This is a genomic window from uncultured Parvimonas sp., assembly GCF_963524015.1.
Lineage (GTDB): Bacteria > Bacillota > Clostridia > Tissierellales > Peptoniphilaceae > Parvimonas.
In genome coordinates, this window is the sequence record NZ_CAURDT010000011.1 from 1 (window position 1) to 14,608 (window position 14,608).

General features: G+C 29.8%; 18 protein-coding genes and 3 pseudogenes. 11 read left to right on the forward strand and 10 right to left on the reverse strand.

What is annotated here, in order from left to right:
* Window positions 1–267 precede the first annotated feature (267 nt).
* On the reverse strand, window positions 268–1,470 hold the full coding sequence (locus tag RWJ08_RS07330) for an MFS transporter (RefSeq protein WP_313961622.1): 1,203 nt from the start codon (window positions 1,468–1,470) through the stop codon (window positions 268–270).
* Complete coding sequence (locus RWJ08_RS07335; protein ID WP_313961623.1) at window positions 1,458–2,003, reverse strand: SPASM domain-containing protein; 546 nt, start codon at window positions 2,001–2,003, stop codon at window positions 1,458–1,460. The genes RWJ08_RS07330 and RWJ08_RS07335 overlap by 13 nt, the downstream gene beginning before the upstream one ends.
* 264 nt (window positions 2,004–2,267) lie before the next feature.
* Here RWJ08_RS07335 and RWJ08_RS07340 point away from each other — a divergent pair, with 264 nt between their 5' ends.
* Together RWJ08_RS07340 and RWJ08_RS07345 are read left to right on the forward strand one after the other, a co-directional pair.
* A complete protein-coding gene (locus RWJ08_RS07340; RefSeq protein ID WP_313961624.1) occupies window positions 2,268–2,639 on the forward strand; it encodes a nuclear transport factor 2 family protein in 372 nt (123 codons plus the stop codon).
* Window positions 2,639–3,529, forward strand: a complete 891-nt coding sequence (locus RWJ08_RS07345) for a GNAT family N-acetyltransferase (RefSeq protein WP_313961625.1) — start codon at window positions 2,639–2,641, stop codon at window positions 3,527–3,529. Before RWJ08_RS07340 ends, RWJ08_RS07345 begins: the two co-directional genes overlap by 1 nt.
* Window positions 3,530–3,590: 61 nt before the next feature.
* Here RWJ08_RS07345 and pcp read toward each other — a convergent pair whose 3' ends face one another.
* Genes pcp through RWJ08_RS07360 form a run of 3 tightly spaced genes read right to left on the reverse strand, consistent with a single transcriptional unit; the run spans window position 3,591 to window position 5,915 of the window.
* On the reverse strand, window positions 3,591–4,232 hold the full coding sequence (gene pcp, locus RWJ08_RS07350) for a pyroglutamyl-peptidase I (RefSeq protein ID WP_313961626.1): 642 nt from the start codon (window positions 4,230–4,232) through the stop codon (window positions 3,591–3,593).
* Between the two features lie 11 nt (window positions 4,233–4,243).
* A complete protein-coding gene (locus RWJ08_RS07355) occupies window positions 4,244–5,245 on the reverse strand; it encodes a DUF979 domain-containing protein (protein WP_293441174.1) in 1,002 nt (333 codons plus the stop codon).
* Window positions 5,226–5,915, reverse strand: coding sequence for a DUF969 domain-containing protein (locus RWJ08_RS07360; RefSeq protein ID WP_313961627.1), 690 nt, complete (start codon window positions 5,913–5,915; stop codon window positions 5,226–5,228). The genes RWJ08_RS07355 and RWJ08_RS07360 overlap by 20 nt, the downstream gene beginning before the upstream one ends.
* Before the next feature lie 541 nt (window positions 5,916–6,456).
* Here RWJ08_RS07360 and RWJ08_RS07365 point away from each other — a divergent pair.
* The 5 genes from RWJ08_RS07365 to RWJ08_RS07385 all read left to right on the forward strand — a co-directional run bounded on the left by RWJ08_RS07365 (window position 6,457) and on the right by RWJ08_RS07385 (window position 9,889).
* Window positions 6,457–7,599, forward strand: coding sequence for an aminotransferase class V-fold PLP-dependent enzyme (locus RWJ08_RS07365; RefSeq protein WP_313961628.1), 1,143 nt, complete (start codon window positions 6,457–6,459; stop codon window positions 7,597–7,599).
* Window positions 7,600–7,603: 4 nt separating this feature from the next.
* Window positions 7,604–8,707, forward strand: a complete 1,104-nt coding sequence (yedE, locus tag RWJ08_RS07370; RefSeq protein ID WP_313961629.1) for a YedE family putative selenium transporter — start codon at window positions 7,604–7,606, stop codon at window positions 8,705–8,707.
* Window positions 8,708–8,724: 17 nt separating this feature from the next.
* Window positions 8,725–8,931 (forward strand): sulfurtransferase TusA family protein, encoded by a 207-nt coding sequence (locus RWJ08_RS07375; protein ID WP_004831973.1) that lies wholly within the window; start codon window positions 8,725–8,727, stop codon window positions 8,929–8,931.
* A complete protein-coding gene (locus RWJ08_RS07380; RefSeq protein WP_313961630.1) occupies window positions 8,931–9,155 on the forward strand; it encodes a DUF3343 domain-containing protein in 225 nt (74 codons plus the stop codon). Before RWJ08_RS07375 ends, RWJ08_RS07380 begins: the two co-directional genes overlap by 1 nt.
* Window positions 9,156–9,301: 146 nt before the next feature.
* Complete coding sequence (locus RWJ08_RS07385; RefSeq protein ID WP_313961631.1) at window positions 9,302–9,889, forward strand: hypothetical protein; 588 nt, start codon at window positions 9,302–9,304, stop codon at window positions 9,887–9,889.
* On the opposite strand, the gene RWJ08_RS07390 is transcribed toward RWJ08_RS07385, so the two are convergent.
* From RWJ08_RS07390 to RWJ08_RS07405, 4 genes and pseudogenes are all read right to left on the reverse strand, one after another.
* Complete coding sequence (locus tag RWJ08_RS07390; protein WP_313961632.1) at window positions 9,776–10,096, reverse strand: DUF3847 domain-containing protein; 321 nt, start codon at window positions 10,094–10,096, stop codon at window positions 9,776–9,778. The genes RWJ08_RS07385 and RWJ08_RS07390 overlap by 114 nt on opposite strands.
* A gap of 170 nt (window positions 10,097–10,266) precedes the next feature.
* On the reverse strand, window positions 10,267–10,638 hold the full coding sequence (locus RWJ08_RS07395; protein WP_003030991.1) for an EXLDI protein: 372 nt from the start codon (window positions 10,636–10,638) through the stop codon (window positions 10,267–10,269).
* Between the two features lie 75 nt (window positions 10,639–10,713).
* Entirely contained in the window at window positions 10,714–10,911 is a 198-nt protein-coding gene (locus RWJ08_RS07400) for a hypothetical protein (RefSeq protein WP_313961633.1), read from the reverse strand.
* 78 nt (window positions 10,912–10,989) lie between these two features.
* Window positions 10,990–11,178: pseudogene (locus tag RWJ08_RS07405) on the reverse strand (recombinase); the annotation flags it as partial.
* Between RWJ08_RS07405 and RWJ08_RS07410 the strand changes: the two are divergent.
* Window positions 11,179–11,838, forward strand: a pseudogene (locus RWJ08_RS07410) (type IV secretory system conjugative DNA transfer family protein); the annotation flags it as partial. It lies immediately after the preceding pseudogene.
* A 97-nt stretch (window positions 11,839–11,935) separates the two neighbouring features.
* A pseudogene (locus tag RWJ08_RS07415) lies at window positions 11,936–13,041 on the forward strand (DUF4368 domain-containing protein).
* A gap of 48 nt (window positions 13,042–13,089) precedes the next feature.
* On the opposite strand, the gene RWJ08_RS07420 reads toward RWJ08_RS07415, so the two are convergent.
* Window positions 13,090–13,461: a MerR family transcriptional regulator gene (locus RWJ08_RS07420; RefSeq protein WP_313961634.1), complete on the reverse strand. Its 372-nt coding sequence runs from the start codon at window positions 13,459–13,461 to the stop codon at window positions 13,090–13,092.
* A 111-nt stretch (window positions 13,462–13,572) separates the two neighbouring features.
* Between RWJ08_RS07420 and RWJ08_RS07425 the strand changes: the two genes are divergently transcribed.
* Window positions 13,573–13,980, forward strand: coding sequence for a carboxymuconolactone decarboxylase family protein (locus tag RWJ08_RS07425; protein WP_207635481.1), 408 nt, complete (start codon window positions 13,573–13,575; stop codon window positions 13,978–13,980).
* A gap of 185 nt (window positions 13,981–14,165) precedes the next feature.
* The gene (locus RWJ08_RS07430) at window positions 14,166–14,582 is read left to right on the forward strand and encodes a sigma factor-like helix-turn-helix DNA-binding protein (protein WP_313961635.1); all 417 of its coding nucleotides are present in this window, start codon (window positions 14,166–14,168) and stop codon (window positions 14,580–14,582) included.
* Window positions 14,583–14,608: the final 26 nt, after the last annotated feature.

Consider the following 14,608-nt stretch of genomic DNA (forward strand, 5'->3'; position numbering starts at 1 on the left):
CGTAGGTCAGATGCTAAGAAACTCCATTTGTGAAACAAATGGCAAGTTTCGACAGCGAAAGTTCCTAAACGTCGAAGGTACTAGTACATCTCGTACTGGGAGAATAGAAAACAGCCAAACAAAAAAATCATCCCAATGAATGGATGATTTTTTTGTTTTAACAACTAAAGTTGAAGAGTAAAAACTCTCCGACTTTTTTTATAAAAGTCGAAATATAAAACTGATGGAAACAGTTTTTAAATTTTTTTATTCTCAGTTGTCAAATATTTAAGCAGGTTTCTTTTCAAAAAGTGTTTCTTTCGGATCGCCTGTTTTATAAAATAATACAATCAAAAATATTACTGTTATAGAAATGAAAGCAAAACAATAACTTCTGCTAATTCCGAATTCCTTTATTATAAATGTAACTAACGGATCACTTAGTATAAATGCAATTTGTACAATTACATTTTTTATTGATAATATTGTAGATTTGTAGTGTAAATCAGTTTTTGAATTTATATACATTGAAAACAGTAAGTAAAAGTATCCTGTTATAAATCTATATATTGCATAAAAAAACATGGAAACAAAAAAATTTTTCGAAATCCACATCACAAATGTAGAAATCATTAAAAATAAAAAACAGTATTTAAGTTTTACCATGGGATTATATTTTTTTAAATAAATTTGATGAAATTTTGTTCCGAACATACTAATTATATTTGCAATCATATACATAATTCCGATATATTTTGGATTTATTTTGAAAAAGTCCAGATACTCGGGAAAATAAATTGCAACTTGCGGTATGGAAATATATGAAAGTAATAATATTAGAAATATGAAAATTTGTTTTTTAAAAATAAAAAAAGCAGTTTTAAAATTTACATTTTCTATTTGAACTTTTTCTTTTTCAGTATTTATATGTTTCTCAGATATCGATAGATACAAAAATAAATTCAATATTGATAAAACCATCGAAATTAAAAATGGAAGTCGTATATTGATATTGTATATAAAGCCTATTATGAGTCCACCGAGAATGTTTGAAATTCCACTTGATATTGATGAAATTTCAAACACTTCTTCTTCTCTTTCAAGTAAGTTCATTAACAAAACACTATTTGCTCCGGACATTCCGGCATCTCCTACAGCCATAAAAATTGCACATATTAAAAATTGGAAAAAACTCGTACTGAAAAATAATCCGACTAGAGAGAGAGTTATCATAACAGAACCGATGCATACACTTAATTTCGGAGATTTTTTATCTGCAAACAGTCCAAAAGGAATTTCAAAAATTATATTACTTATACTGGTTACTGAAAAAATAATACCTATTTTGAATATGTCTATTCCAAAATTTTTATAAAATAAAAAAATTATTGGAGAATAGAACAAAATAAAATTAGAAATGAAAGTAATTAAATAAACTTTAAATTTATTAGTATTATTTATTTTAAGAAATTTATATTCTAAAACTGACATCTATCATCTCTCCTGTTTTCTATATTCAACGTTTTTTGCTGTTTTATTCTTTCAGCAGGACATCCTCCATTACAAAAAAAGTTTAATTTACAATTATAACAACAAGGATCTTTGTTTTTTAAATTTCTATAATACTCTAAATCTTTATTGTTATTCCATACATATTTTATTGTTTTTTTAAAAACATTATTTGTGTTTTTATCTAAATGTGTATGTGCAGGACACCCAGAAATCACACCATTACTCAGAATTTCTAACTTTGTTTGACCAACTTCACATCCGTATTCTAATTTTTGTATATTAGAAACTTTTATATCATTATATGCTAAATAATCATATGCAAAATACAACATACAACCCTCTATCTTTAAGTTTATTTTTAAATTATTTTTAACAATAAATTTATAAAGATCTTCTTTCAAATTTTTTATTTTTAAAAAATCTTCTTTTACAGAATTATATTTACTTTTAGTTTTAACAAATACAGCAATCATAAATTTTTTAATATTGTATTTTTCTAAAAAAATAAGCATGTTTTCTAAATCTTTGTAACTTTGGTTTATGTTTTATAATACTGGCATTGTATTTTAAGTATATTGTATCATAATTCGAATAAAAAATCTAAATTATTTATAATATATTTCAAATAATTTTTTGTACAAAATATTAAACTAAAATATAAATTTAATTTATAAAAAGAACTATATTCAAACTAATTTGAATTTTCATTTTATTTTAAGTATAATATACATTATATATAAATTTAATAAAATTATTATAGAAAAAAAGGAGTAAATATGTTCGATGTTTATAAATTTTTTGATTTGGTTTTAAGTCAAAATGCTTTGGAGATTAAAAAATTTTTTAATGAAGATGCTTATATTGATTGGCATAATACTAATGAAAGATTTACTGTTGATGAGTTTATTGAAGTTAATTGCACTTATCCTGATAAATGGGGTGGAGAAGTTGAAAGAGTTGTGCAAATTGGAAATTTACTTATTGCAGTTGCAAAGGTAATAAATGTCTTTGATAAATCTTCATTTTATGTTAATTCCTTTATATTGCTAGAAAACGACAAAATTGTCAAACTTGATGAGTATTGGGGAGATAATGGAGAAATTCCTCAATGGAGAATGATAAAAAATATAGGAGTTAAAATAAAGTAATGAATTCATTTTATAAAAATAAGAATATAACAGATTATGTTAAATTAATTCTTTTGGGAATTATGTTTTTATTGAGTTTTGTGTTTAAAACCTCTACTGGAGATTATATTTTACTTATTGTTTTAATATTAATTGAATTTGCTTTTAAAATAGGATTTAATTATATTAATTCTATAAGTTATACAATTTCAAATAAATTTTATAAAAATCTTTTAAAGATGTTGAATATTATAAATTTGGAATTTGATTTCTTATTTGTATATTTGTTTTTTGATTCTATTATTAAATTTAATATAAAGTATCTTGTTGGAATTATCTTTGGTATTTTAGTTATGAGTATAATTTTCTTTTCTTTATTTGTTTCTTTAAATTTAAAATATGAAGTTTTGACATTTAGAATGGCTAATGAGTCAGATAGAGAAAGTATATTAGAAATATATCTTGAAGGAGCAGAAGCACTAAAAAATGACGGAGTTGATCAATGGCAAGGGCAATATGTTCCAAGTTTTAAAGATATTGATGAACATTTGGGAATAGACCTATATGTTTTAGAATATCATAGAAAAATTGTTTCTACAGTTTGTTTGGTTGAAGGAATAGATGAAGATTATGAAAATATAAATGGGAAATGGAATACTTCAATTCCTTATATCAGTATTCATAAGGTAGCAACTTCTAATAAATATAAAAAACAGAGTTTTGCTAAGAAAATGATGAGCTATATTGAAAATCTTGCAAAGAGAAAGAGAATGGATTTAAGAATTGATACCCATAAAGACAATAAAAAAATGAGAAATTTTATTATCTCTTGTGGTTATAAATATACCGGTGAAGTAGTATTGCAAGGAGAACTTGAAAGACTTGCCTATGATAAAGTTATTGTAAAGTAAATATATAATTAAAAGTAAAAAAGGTTAGAGTTTTTAAGTTCTCTAACCTTTTTGTTATATACTAATGTGTTGCTCCGCCTTCTATCTTAATGTCTTCTTTGTTTTCAACGATAGCTTCGATTGCATATTCTAATCCTTTTGCAATCAATTCTAATGGCATTGATGGCATATTTCTTTTATCTACAACTTGTTCTGGTAAAAATGGAATATGAACAAAGCCTGTTCTCATATTCGGATATTTTGTACTTGCAAGATGTGCCATTCCGTAGCAAACATGGTTACAAACGAAAGTTCCAGCTGTATTTGAAACAGAAGCAGGAATTTTGTTTTCAATCATTTTTTGAACCATAGCTTTTATAGGAATAGTTACAAGATATGCATCAGGACCATCTTTAGCGATTTTTTCATCAATTGGTTGATTTCCTTCATTATCTTTGATTCTAAAATCATCCATATTAATTCCAACTCTTTCTACTGAAATATCTGTTCTACCACCTGCTTGTCCTACACTTAAAACTACATCAGGTTTTTCAATTTCAATAACTTCTTCAAGTTTCTTTAAACTCTTTCTTGCTACTGTTGGAATTTCTACTTTAATTATTTTTGCTCCTTTAATTTCGTCTGGTAATAATTTTACAGACTCAATTGCAGGATTAATTTTTTCTCCACCAAATGGGTCAAATCCACTAACTAATATTTTCATTTAATCATCTCCTAAAATGCTAGTACTAACATAAGCACGATATGAACTAAAATCATTGCAAGAGCCATAGGTGCCTGTGTCTTTATTATCGTGTATTTATCTTTAGTTTCTAGAATAGCGGCTGGAACAATGTTGAAGTTTGCAGCCATTGGAGTTAATAGAGTTCCGCAGTAACCACAAGTCATACCTAAAGCTCCAACTACAGCAGGATTTCCACCTTGTGCAATTACAAAAGGAATACCAACTCCGATTGTGATTACAGTAAATGCAGCAAAGGCATTACCCATAATCATAGTAAAGATTACCATACCTAAACAGTAAGCAACAACTCCGGCAACTCTTCCGCCACCGCCTACAATACCACCAGCAAATTCTCCTATTACATTACCTACACCAGCAGCTGTAAATACAATTCCAAGTGCTCCTAAAAGTTGTGGTAATAAACTTGATGAACCTACTTGCATCAAAAGTCTTGAAGTATCTTCTTTCATATCTTCAACTTTAGGTTTAGCAATTATAATAGCTAAAATTAAAGCAATTATTGCCGAAATTCCTAAAACTTGTGCAGTTGAAAATCCGAAAATTAAATCTTTACCCTTAGCATCTGTTCCGATTACAATTTTAAATGATTTAAATTGTGACATAAAAAATCCGAGTCCTGCCATAATCAATGCTGGAATAAAAATTTTCCAACCAACTTTATCTGCATTTTTTCTTCTTTCTTCTTCAGATGGAGGGTTGAATTCTCCGATTTTAACTTGTTTTGTAAGAGTAAGAAATCCACAAGCAACAAGCATAGCGCCGACTATGATTCCACCTTGATCAGGAAGATATTTTATTAAGAATCCTCCAAAAGCAAATATAATTCCAACTAAAAACCAAAAAATAAATGTACCAATTCTTGATTCTTTATTCTTTAAGGCTCTAAATGCTGTTAAAATTGAAATTAACCCACAAAGAATATAAATGAATTCATCAATAAAAAATGTATTACTACTTATCCACTTTAACATTTTTTACACCATCCTTTCTAAGTTTCATTTCAAATAAGAAACATTGAATAACTGATAATATAATCATTGCAACACCTACAAAAAGAGAATAGTATGCTATATCAGCACCTTCGACAGCATATCCTTTATCTTTAAGTGTTGAAGCAATAAGCAAAACACCTGAAGCAACAGGGAATACATTTTGTCCAAAGAAATTACCATAATTTTCAACAGCACCAGCTAAACCTTTTAAGTCTTCTAGTTTAGTTTCAGTAAGGTCAACTGTCTTAGTAGCAGCACCTTCTGCCATTGGTAAAATTAAAGGTCTTACAAATTGAACATGTCCGCCTAGACGTAAAGAAAATATTGCAGCTAACCAACGGATGAATAAATATAACCAAATAACCAAACCTGCACTAGCACCCTTGATTTTTCGTATTCCGTCAGCAGCCTTTTCTTTAAGACCGTTTCTTTCCATAATACCTATTACGATAAGTGTTGTAAAGAATAAACTCATATATCTGTTTTCGACAAATCCTTTACCTATAATATTCAAAATTTCTAGAATTCCTTTTCCACCGGCAAGACCTGTTGCGAAACCTGCGATTAAAACTACAGAAATTACATCAAGTTTTAAAACAAAACCCACAACAATAATTACAATACCGATTAAAACTAAATAATTTTGCATATCTTCCTCCTATAAAATTTATTATTACTTATTTATAAAAAAATCTAAATTCTTCATTACTATACTTAATGAATATTTTCTAATATATAAGTAACTAAGTATAGTATATCATAATTTATATGTTTTTAAAATAGGAATTTTACAATATTTTAGCGATATTTTACATTTTAATCGATAAATATTTTTAATAAAAAAGTTATAATATCTATATTATAATTTAAATAAATATGTTAATTAAGATAAATTAATGGTTTATATAATTTAAACGATAAAACTTATTAAAAAATATAATTTATTTAGATATTTTTGTTGAAATATGAGTAAAATTTGACAATATCGATATATTGATATATAATTATAATATGTTTACGCCTTATGGTAAACCTATTAGAAGATTGTTTCCGTTATGATAAATTTAATTAAAGAAAACAATCTTGAAATTTTATTTTCTTTTTAATATCTAATAAGTAAATAAAATTTTAATCTAATCAAAATTATAAATTTTTATAATAATAAATTTTTTTCACGAAGGAGGATTAAGATGATTTATTTTGATAACGCAGCTACAACAAAAAATAAACCTGCAGAAGTTATTGATGCAGTAGTGAATGCACTGAAAAACTTTGGTAACTCCTCTCGTGGAGTTTATGAGGAGAGTTTAAGTGCTGATAGAATAGTTTTTGAAACTAGAAAAAAAATAGCAAAGATGTTTAATGTTGGGAATTCTCGTCAGGTAGTTTTTACAAAAAATGCTACAGAAAGTTTAAATATTGCAATAAATGGATTATTTTTAGAAAATGATCATATAATAACTTCTGTTTCTGAACATAATTCTGTTTTAAGGCCAATACATTATCTAAAGGAAAAAGGTGTCGAAGTCAGTTATATTGGAGTTTCTGAAAAAGGAGTTTTGAATTTCGAAGAAATCCCATCTCTGATAAAGGCAAATACTAAGGCGATAGTTTTAACTCATGCATCAAATGTTACTGGAAATATTACAGATTTAAAAAAATATGGAGATTTTTGTAGAGAAAATAATCTTCTTTTTGTAGTAGATGCTTCTCAAACTGCAGGAGCATTTGATATTGATATGAAAGAGATGAATATTGATGTTCTATGTTTTACAGGACATAAATCAATGCTTGGACCACAGGGAACAGGTGCTTTATGTGTCAGAGAAGAAGTGTACATAAGACCTTTTATAGTTGGTGGAAGTGGAACTCATAGCTATGATGAATTTCAACCTGATAAGATGCCAACAAGACTTGAAGCTGGGACTTTAAATTCACATGGAATTGCTGGACTTCATGCATCTATTGACTATCTTTTAAATAATAAAATTGAAAATTTAACAAAAAGAGCTTTAGAACTTTCAAGGAAATTTTATGATGGGGTTAGTAAATTTCCTGAAGTTACAGTTTATGGGGATTTTGAAACAGAGTTTAGAGCTCCAATTGTATCTTTAAATATCTCAGATATGGACTCTTCAGAAGTAAGCAGTATTTTATATGAAGAGTATAAAATTTCAACAAGACCGGGGGCTCATTGTGCACCACTTATTCATAAGGCGCTTGGTACTGTTGAACAGGGTATGGTTAGATTTAGCTTTTCTCATTCAAATACTTTTGATGAGGTCGAGCTTGCTATAAACGCGATTAAAAAAATTATAGAGGATAGGAGGTAATCAAATGCGTTTTTTTAACACTAAAAAAGGGTTGTTGACTTTAGGAATTATCGCTGGTCTTGGAGCAGCTTTACTTGCATATTTAGGCAACCCAAAAAATATGGCTTTTTGTATAGCTTGTTTTATTAGAGATACCGCAGGAGCTATGAAGTTCCATAATGCAGAAGTGGTTCAATATTTTAGACCAGAAATTGTAGGTATTATTTTAGGTGCATTTTTAATTTCATTATTTACAAAAGAATACAGATCTACAGGTGGTTCATCACCTGTTATAAGATTTTTCTTGGGTGTAATAATGATGGTTTGTGCTCTTGTATTCTTAGGATGTCCTTTAAGAATGATTTTAAGAATGTCAGCAGGAGATATAAGTTCTTATGTAGGATTTGTAGGCTTTGCAGCAGGTGTTGCAACTGGTGCATTCTTCTTAAGGAAAGGCTTCAGCTTAGGAAGAGCTTATCCTGTTAAAAAAGAAAATGGATATGTTCTACCAGTTGTTGTAGCAGGATTATTTGCTTTAGTTATTGCTGTTCCATCTCTTTATGCATTTAGCCAAAAAGGACCTGGAAGTATGCATGCAGTATGGTATGCAGCACTTGGAGTAGGACTTGTATTTGGTATAATTGCACAAAAAAGTAGAATGTGTTTTGCTGGATCACTTAGAGACATTATTTTACTAAAAGATTTCAGATTATTCTCAGTTATAGGTGGAATTTTTATTGTTATGTTAGTTTATAATATAGCTACAAACAATTTTAAATTTGTTGCTTTTGGACCTGTAGCTCATGCTCAAACAATTTGGAATATATTATCTATGTATGCAGTAGGTTTCTGTGCAGTATTACTTGGAGGTTGTCCATTAAGACAATTAGTTCTTGCAGGAACAGGTTCTTCAGATTCAGTTATAACTGTATTGGGAATGTTTGTAGGGGCTGCCTTTGCTCATAACTTCAAATTAGCAGGAGCAGCAGCTGCAGTTGAAAATGTGGAAAAAGGAATAAAAGCAGCAGCAGGTGGACCAGGAATAAATGGACAAATATTTGTTATTGTTTCAATAGTTGTACTATTTATAGTAGCTTTATGTGGACTAAAAAAAGAAAAAAATAGATAAAATTTAAGGAGATAGATATGAAAGAATTAGACGTTAGAGGATTATCTTGTCCAGAACCAGTTTTAATCTTACAAGATGCCCTTAAAGAAAATAAAAATGAAACTTACAAAGTCTTAGCTAGTGAAGCACATGTTGTAAAAAATATCACTCATTTTGCAAACAGCCAAGGCAAGAAAACTTCTGTAAAAGAAGTTGGATTAGACTTTGAAATTATTGTAGAATAATGAAAGAGACTAAGCTGTATACAACATTCTATACGACTGCAGAGGCAATGGCAACTGAAAGTGTATGTAAAGAAAATAACCTTTCAGGAAAACTTGTCCCTGTACCAAGAGTTTTATCAGCAGGTTGTGGGATTGCATGGGAATGCAGTCCCGTTTTAAAGTCAACTCTATTAGAACTTTTAGAAAAAGAAGATATAGAATGGGAAGAATGTAAAGAAATTTAGATTTAAAAAGTCATCTTTAATTTTAAAGATGACTTTTTTGTTTGAAAAAACTTTGAGCATTTTTTATAAAAATAATTTTCATTTGACATTTTTATTTAACTATTATATAATGGCTGGTAGATTGATTATATTTTTAGGAGGACGAAATGAAAGCATTTAAAAAAATATCTTTAATGGTTTTTTCTCTGTTATTAGTTTTTGTTTTTGGATGTAATAATAAACTTTTTGCTGAAAATATAAATGATAATGGGAAAAAATTAGTTTATGTAGAAAAAATTTTTTTTGATGAAAATGGAAAATCTGTAAATGGATGGTATAATGATGGTAAAGAAATGTTCTTTTTCCAAAATGGAAAGAAATTTACTGGTTTTACAAAGGATAAAGGTGAATCTAAATATTTTGTAAATGGAAAGTATGGAACTGGTATTTACAAAGATGTGCTTTATAAAAATGGAGTAAAATCAAAAGGAAGAGTTTATGTGGATGGAATTTTCTATGGAGATGATGCAAAGCTAGCAAATTGGTGGTATAACGACGGAACGGCTTGGTATTTCTTTAAGGATGGTAAAAAACATACGGGACTTGCAAAAGATGGAAATGGCGCCCTTGTAAACAAGGGACTATTCTTCGATGTCCGTTTCCTCCTCTTGGTTTTTTGTATTTTGATTTTCTGTTTGTTCTCTTTTCTCTACGATCTTTTGTATTTTGATATTGACTTCTTCTTTACGAATTAGAGATGTGATTAGCTGATAAAATTCATCTTTGGCTAAGTTCTTACTTTCAGTAAAGATACTTTCAAAGACTGCTCTTTTTTCATATATCCTTTTATCTCTCTTTTTTCTTTCTTCCTGCTTCTGCTGACTGATGAGCTTTTTTCTTTTGTTTTGTAACTGCTTGATTTTTTCTTCTGCCATTAAGATTTTTTCTTCTATATTTTTCATTTTGTCTTTTCCTCTCTTTCTATTTTTTAGCAAAGAAAAAACAGTAAACCTTTTTTTGGTTTACTGTTTTTATACTATTTTTTATTTAATTGATATTACTAAAAATAGGAATTTTACGTGCTTGAGTAGATATTATATTTTTAGTCAATGCTTCATTCTTCATAACACAATCAAATATCTAATATCTCAACAATTTCTCCATTGTGCTGTTTTAATTCAATCTTCCGAATTATTTCTTCTCCCAAATATTTAATAAAATCGCTTAATTCTGATGAAACTTCAAATATAATGTTGTGTTTACTATCATTCTCCGGATTAAATGTTGAATTATAATTTCTTTCGCTTGACCAATAATTCCAATTTACATCTGTTCTTTCGTAATAAACATAATTCTGTTTTTTTGTAACATATATTCTTTTGTTAATCAATACCTTTTCATCTTCAGATTTAAAAATATCAGAATATAATTTTAAGCCCTCAAATTGCTTATATTCTTTAATTTTATTATTTGAAACATTAAGCTTTATTTCTTTATAATCCATAATCTTTCCTCCTTAAACTTGTTGCCTATATTATAACATTTTTAATGCGTCTTTTCTACTATCGGATTTCCTCACTCACTCACTACTATTTCTCTTAGAGTTTATTACCTTAAACAGCTTATCTTGAAAAGTATTCTTGCTTTTTTTATCAAAATATATCTCGGTTACAAAGGTCTTTCCATTTATCTTTTTTGTTAGTATGCCGTCAGGCTTTTCTTGTGGTTGTTCCTTTGGCTTTATTTCTTTGGTATCTGTTTTCTCATTTTCTGCCATTTAGTTCCTCCTCTCGACTTGCACAAAAAAAGATTTCCTGTGATTAGGAAACCTCTTTTGCTTGGTTGATATTTAGTTTTAGGTTGCTCTTTGTAGCTTCTTTTTTGCTCTATACTCTCGTGCTTTTACTTTCTCATACTCTCTAAACTTTTCAATGTTTTTGGCTCGGTACTCTTTGTAATATGCCTTATGATAGGCTCGTGCTTTTTCTTTCTTGGCTTCTTCGATTTCTTCCCTCATCTGTAGCATTTCCTCTTCTGTCGGCTCTGGGGAACAAGAAAAGATATAGAGCCATACATGGATGAAAAGTTCCAAAATAATATCTTGCTTACCCAAACTGAGCGATTAACCATGAATGGCAGACTGGCAAATCCAAAGTATGCGAGAAATAAGAATGTACTTGTTATAGGTGGTTCAGGCTCCGGAAAGACAAGATTTTATGTAAAGCCGAACCTAATGCAAATGCACTCTTCATATTGTGTTACAGATCCTAAAGGAACAATAGCTATTGAATGTGGGAAGATGCTTGAAGATAATGAATATGAGATAAAAATCTTAAATACAATCAACTTTAAAAAGAGCATGAAGTACAATCCCTTTGCCTATCGCAGAAGTGAAAAAGACATCCTCAAATTAGTGCAAACAATCATTGCAAATACCAAGGGAGAGGGGGAAAAAGCAGGTGAGGATTTTTGGGTGAAAGCCGAAAAGCTCTACTATACGGCTTTGATAGGTTATATTTTTTATGAAGCTCCAAGGAAAGAAAAGGACTTCGCAACACTCCTTGATATGATAGACGCTTCAGAAGTCAGAGAAGATGATGAAACATACATGAATCCCATTGATAGACTATTTGAAGCATTGGAAAAGAAAGAACATACACATTTTGCAGTCAAGCAATATAAAAAGTACAAACTTGCTGCGGGGGTTATAGAATTAAGAAGAATACTTCATCACTATTTGAGTGAAAGATGTTTTGCTTAATTCTTTTTTTATTGAAGAATTTGAGTGAAAGGAGGTAATCGTGAGAAGTTATGAGAAAATAACCGCCTTGTATGAAAGGTTAAGCCGAGATGATGAACTACAAGGCGAGAGCAATTCGATTGTCAATCAGAAGAAAATTTTGGAAGAATACGCAAAGAAAAATCATTTGGAGAACATCGTTCATTATACCAATGACAGAATCAGCGGAACACAGTTTGACAGACCGGGATTTATGGCAATGATGAACGGAGTTAATCAGGGTGATATCGGTTGTATCATCGTAAAGGATATGAGTAGACTGGGCAGAGATTACCTTAAAGTCGGCGGGTGTATGGAGATACTAAGACAAAAGGGCGTTAGGCTCATTGCCATCAACGACAATGTAGACGGCTTTTACAAAGACGATGATTTCACTCCTTTCCGAAACATTATGAACGAGTGGTATGCGAGAGATACCTCAAGGAAAATCAAGTCCACATTCAAAGCGAAAGGAGAAAGCGAAAAAATGGAAATGGAAAAGAAAAAGACAAGGCTCACAGATAGTAAAAACAGACTTCAGGAACTGGAACGCTTAATGTGCCGGATATATGAAGATATGATATTGGAGAAGATACCGAACAACCGATATGAAATCTTAAACAATCAGTATGAAACCGAGCAAAGGGAACTTAGCAAAGAAATTGATGGGTTGGAAAAAGCCATCAAGCGATACGAAAAAGAAACAGACAGAGCAAAGAAGTTTATCTGATTAATCGAACGCTATGATAACTTTGATGAACTGATACCGACCATCATCAACGAGTTTGTAGAAAAAATCTTAGTCCACGAACGAGATCAAAAAGGCAGTCAAACTGCCAATCAGAAAGTCGAAATCTACTTCAACTTTATCGGCAACTATGAACCGCCGAAAGAAGAATTATCCGAAGAAGAAATGCAGAAATTAAAGGAGGAGGAAGAAAAAAACGAGAAAGAAAAGACCGACTTCATCAAAACTACCTCAATCGTAAAGCAAACGGCAAGCAAAAAGAATATGAGGACAGATACAGGGAGAAAAGGGAGCAACTCAAACAGGAGAAACTTAAAACGCTGAAAAAAAGTGGAATACCATTAAGTGAATATAAAGAGCTAATGAAAAAAGAAGCCTAATTATAGACTTCTTTTTTTCACGCACTCAATGTAACAGATCTTATCGAATTACAAGTTATGTTTTGTCATATTTTTAATAGATTGCTGATAGAACTCAATTTTATCATCTAAATTTTGAATATACTCAGTCCATTTTAGTTGCTGTTCTAAAACATAATTTCTGTGTAATTGGAGAATTTGTAATCGTTCAGGCATTGTAATCGAGCCAACATATCGTAACTCGGAATAATGTTGAATATCTTTGATAAGCATTCCTGTTTCTTTCAGCCGTCTTATAAATTTTATCCACTCTATATCGCTTTCTTTATAATATCTCCTACCATTTTTGTCTCTATCTACTTTGAGCAATCCTTTTTTTTCGTAGTAACGAAGGGTGCTTGCTGGAAGATTTGTTTTATTTGCAATTTCGCCTATTTTCATTGCAGATGACTCCTTTCCTAATTTTTAAAATTCATAAGTAAAAGAACTTGACTTAAACCAAAGTTTAAGTAGTATAATTATATTATAAAAGAAAAAAGGAGGTGAATTCAAGTGAAAAGTAAACGATTTGAAATAGGTTTAGAACAATTACAAGAAATTGATGGTGTGAGTGGCGAAAAAGTTATACAAACATTAGAAGATATTGCTCCAGATTTAGGAGAATATATTATCGAATTTGCATTTGGAGATATTTATAGTAGACAAGGACTTTCTTTGCAAGAAAGAGAAATGATAACTATCACAAGTTTATTGACATTAGGAGGGTGCGAACCACAATTAGAAGTTCATATTAATGGATCTTTAAATGTGGGAATATCTCCGGAAAAAATTATTGAGACATTTATTCAGTGCATTCCGTATGTGGGTTTCCCAAAAGTCTTAAATGCTACATTCGTTGCAAAAAAAATCTTTTCTGAAAGGAATCTTACTTTAGGTAGTAACACAAACGACGGGAGGTAATATATCACCAATAAAAAATAAAGAAGCTATGTGGAATAAAATAACGAGTGATTTTTCACTGATTTTTTGCTGAAAAACCAAAAATCATAATTTTTGAAAGAGGACTGTTTACGCCAAAGTGTAGAAGTCCTCCTTTTTTATGCTCAAAAACCAAAATCTGAGAGCAGAAAAAGGAGGATTACACAATAGATAAAAAAGAATATTTCCTTTATGTCAAAGGAAAAGCGGTTAAGGTAAATGAGGCAATATACAGAGCTTACTGGAAAATGACGGAACACGAAAAGTATCTCCAAAGAAAAGATTGGAAGTATAACGTACTTCCTTTTTCTGTATTTGACTATGACGGACATTTTATAGATAACATCGTAGATGAAAGCATTGATATTGAAAAAATTATAGAAGTAAAAATGCAAATCGAAGAATTGAATAAGGCGTTGAATTCCCTTACAGAAGAAGAAAGGGACATCATTACTGCCATATTTTTCAGGGAGGAGAGTTTGCGGTCTATCGGAGAAAGAAAAAACAGAAGCTATCAAGCAATCGGGAAAAGGAGGGATAAGATTTTAGAGAAATTAAGAAAACTCTTAGAGGGTAAAATCTAATAAATCGGAAAGGTTAAGTGCGAAAT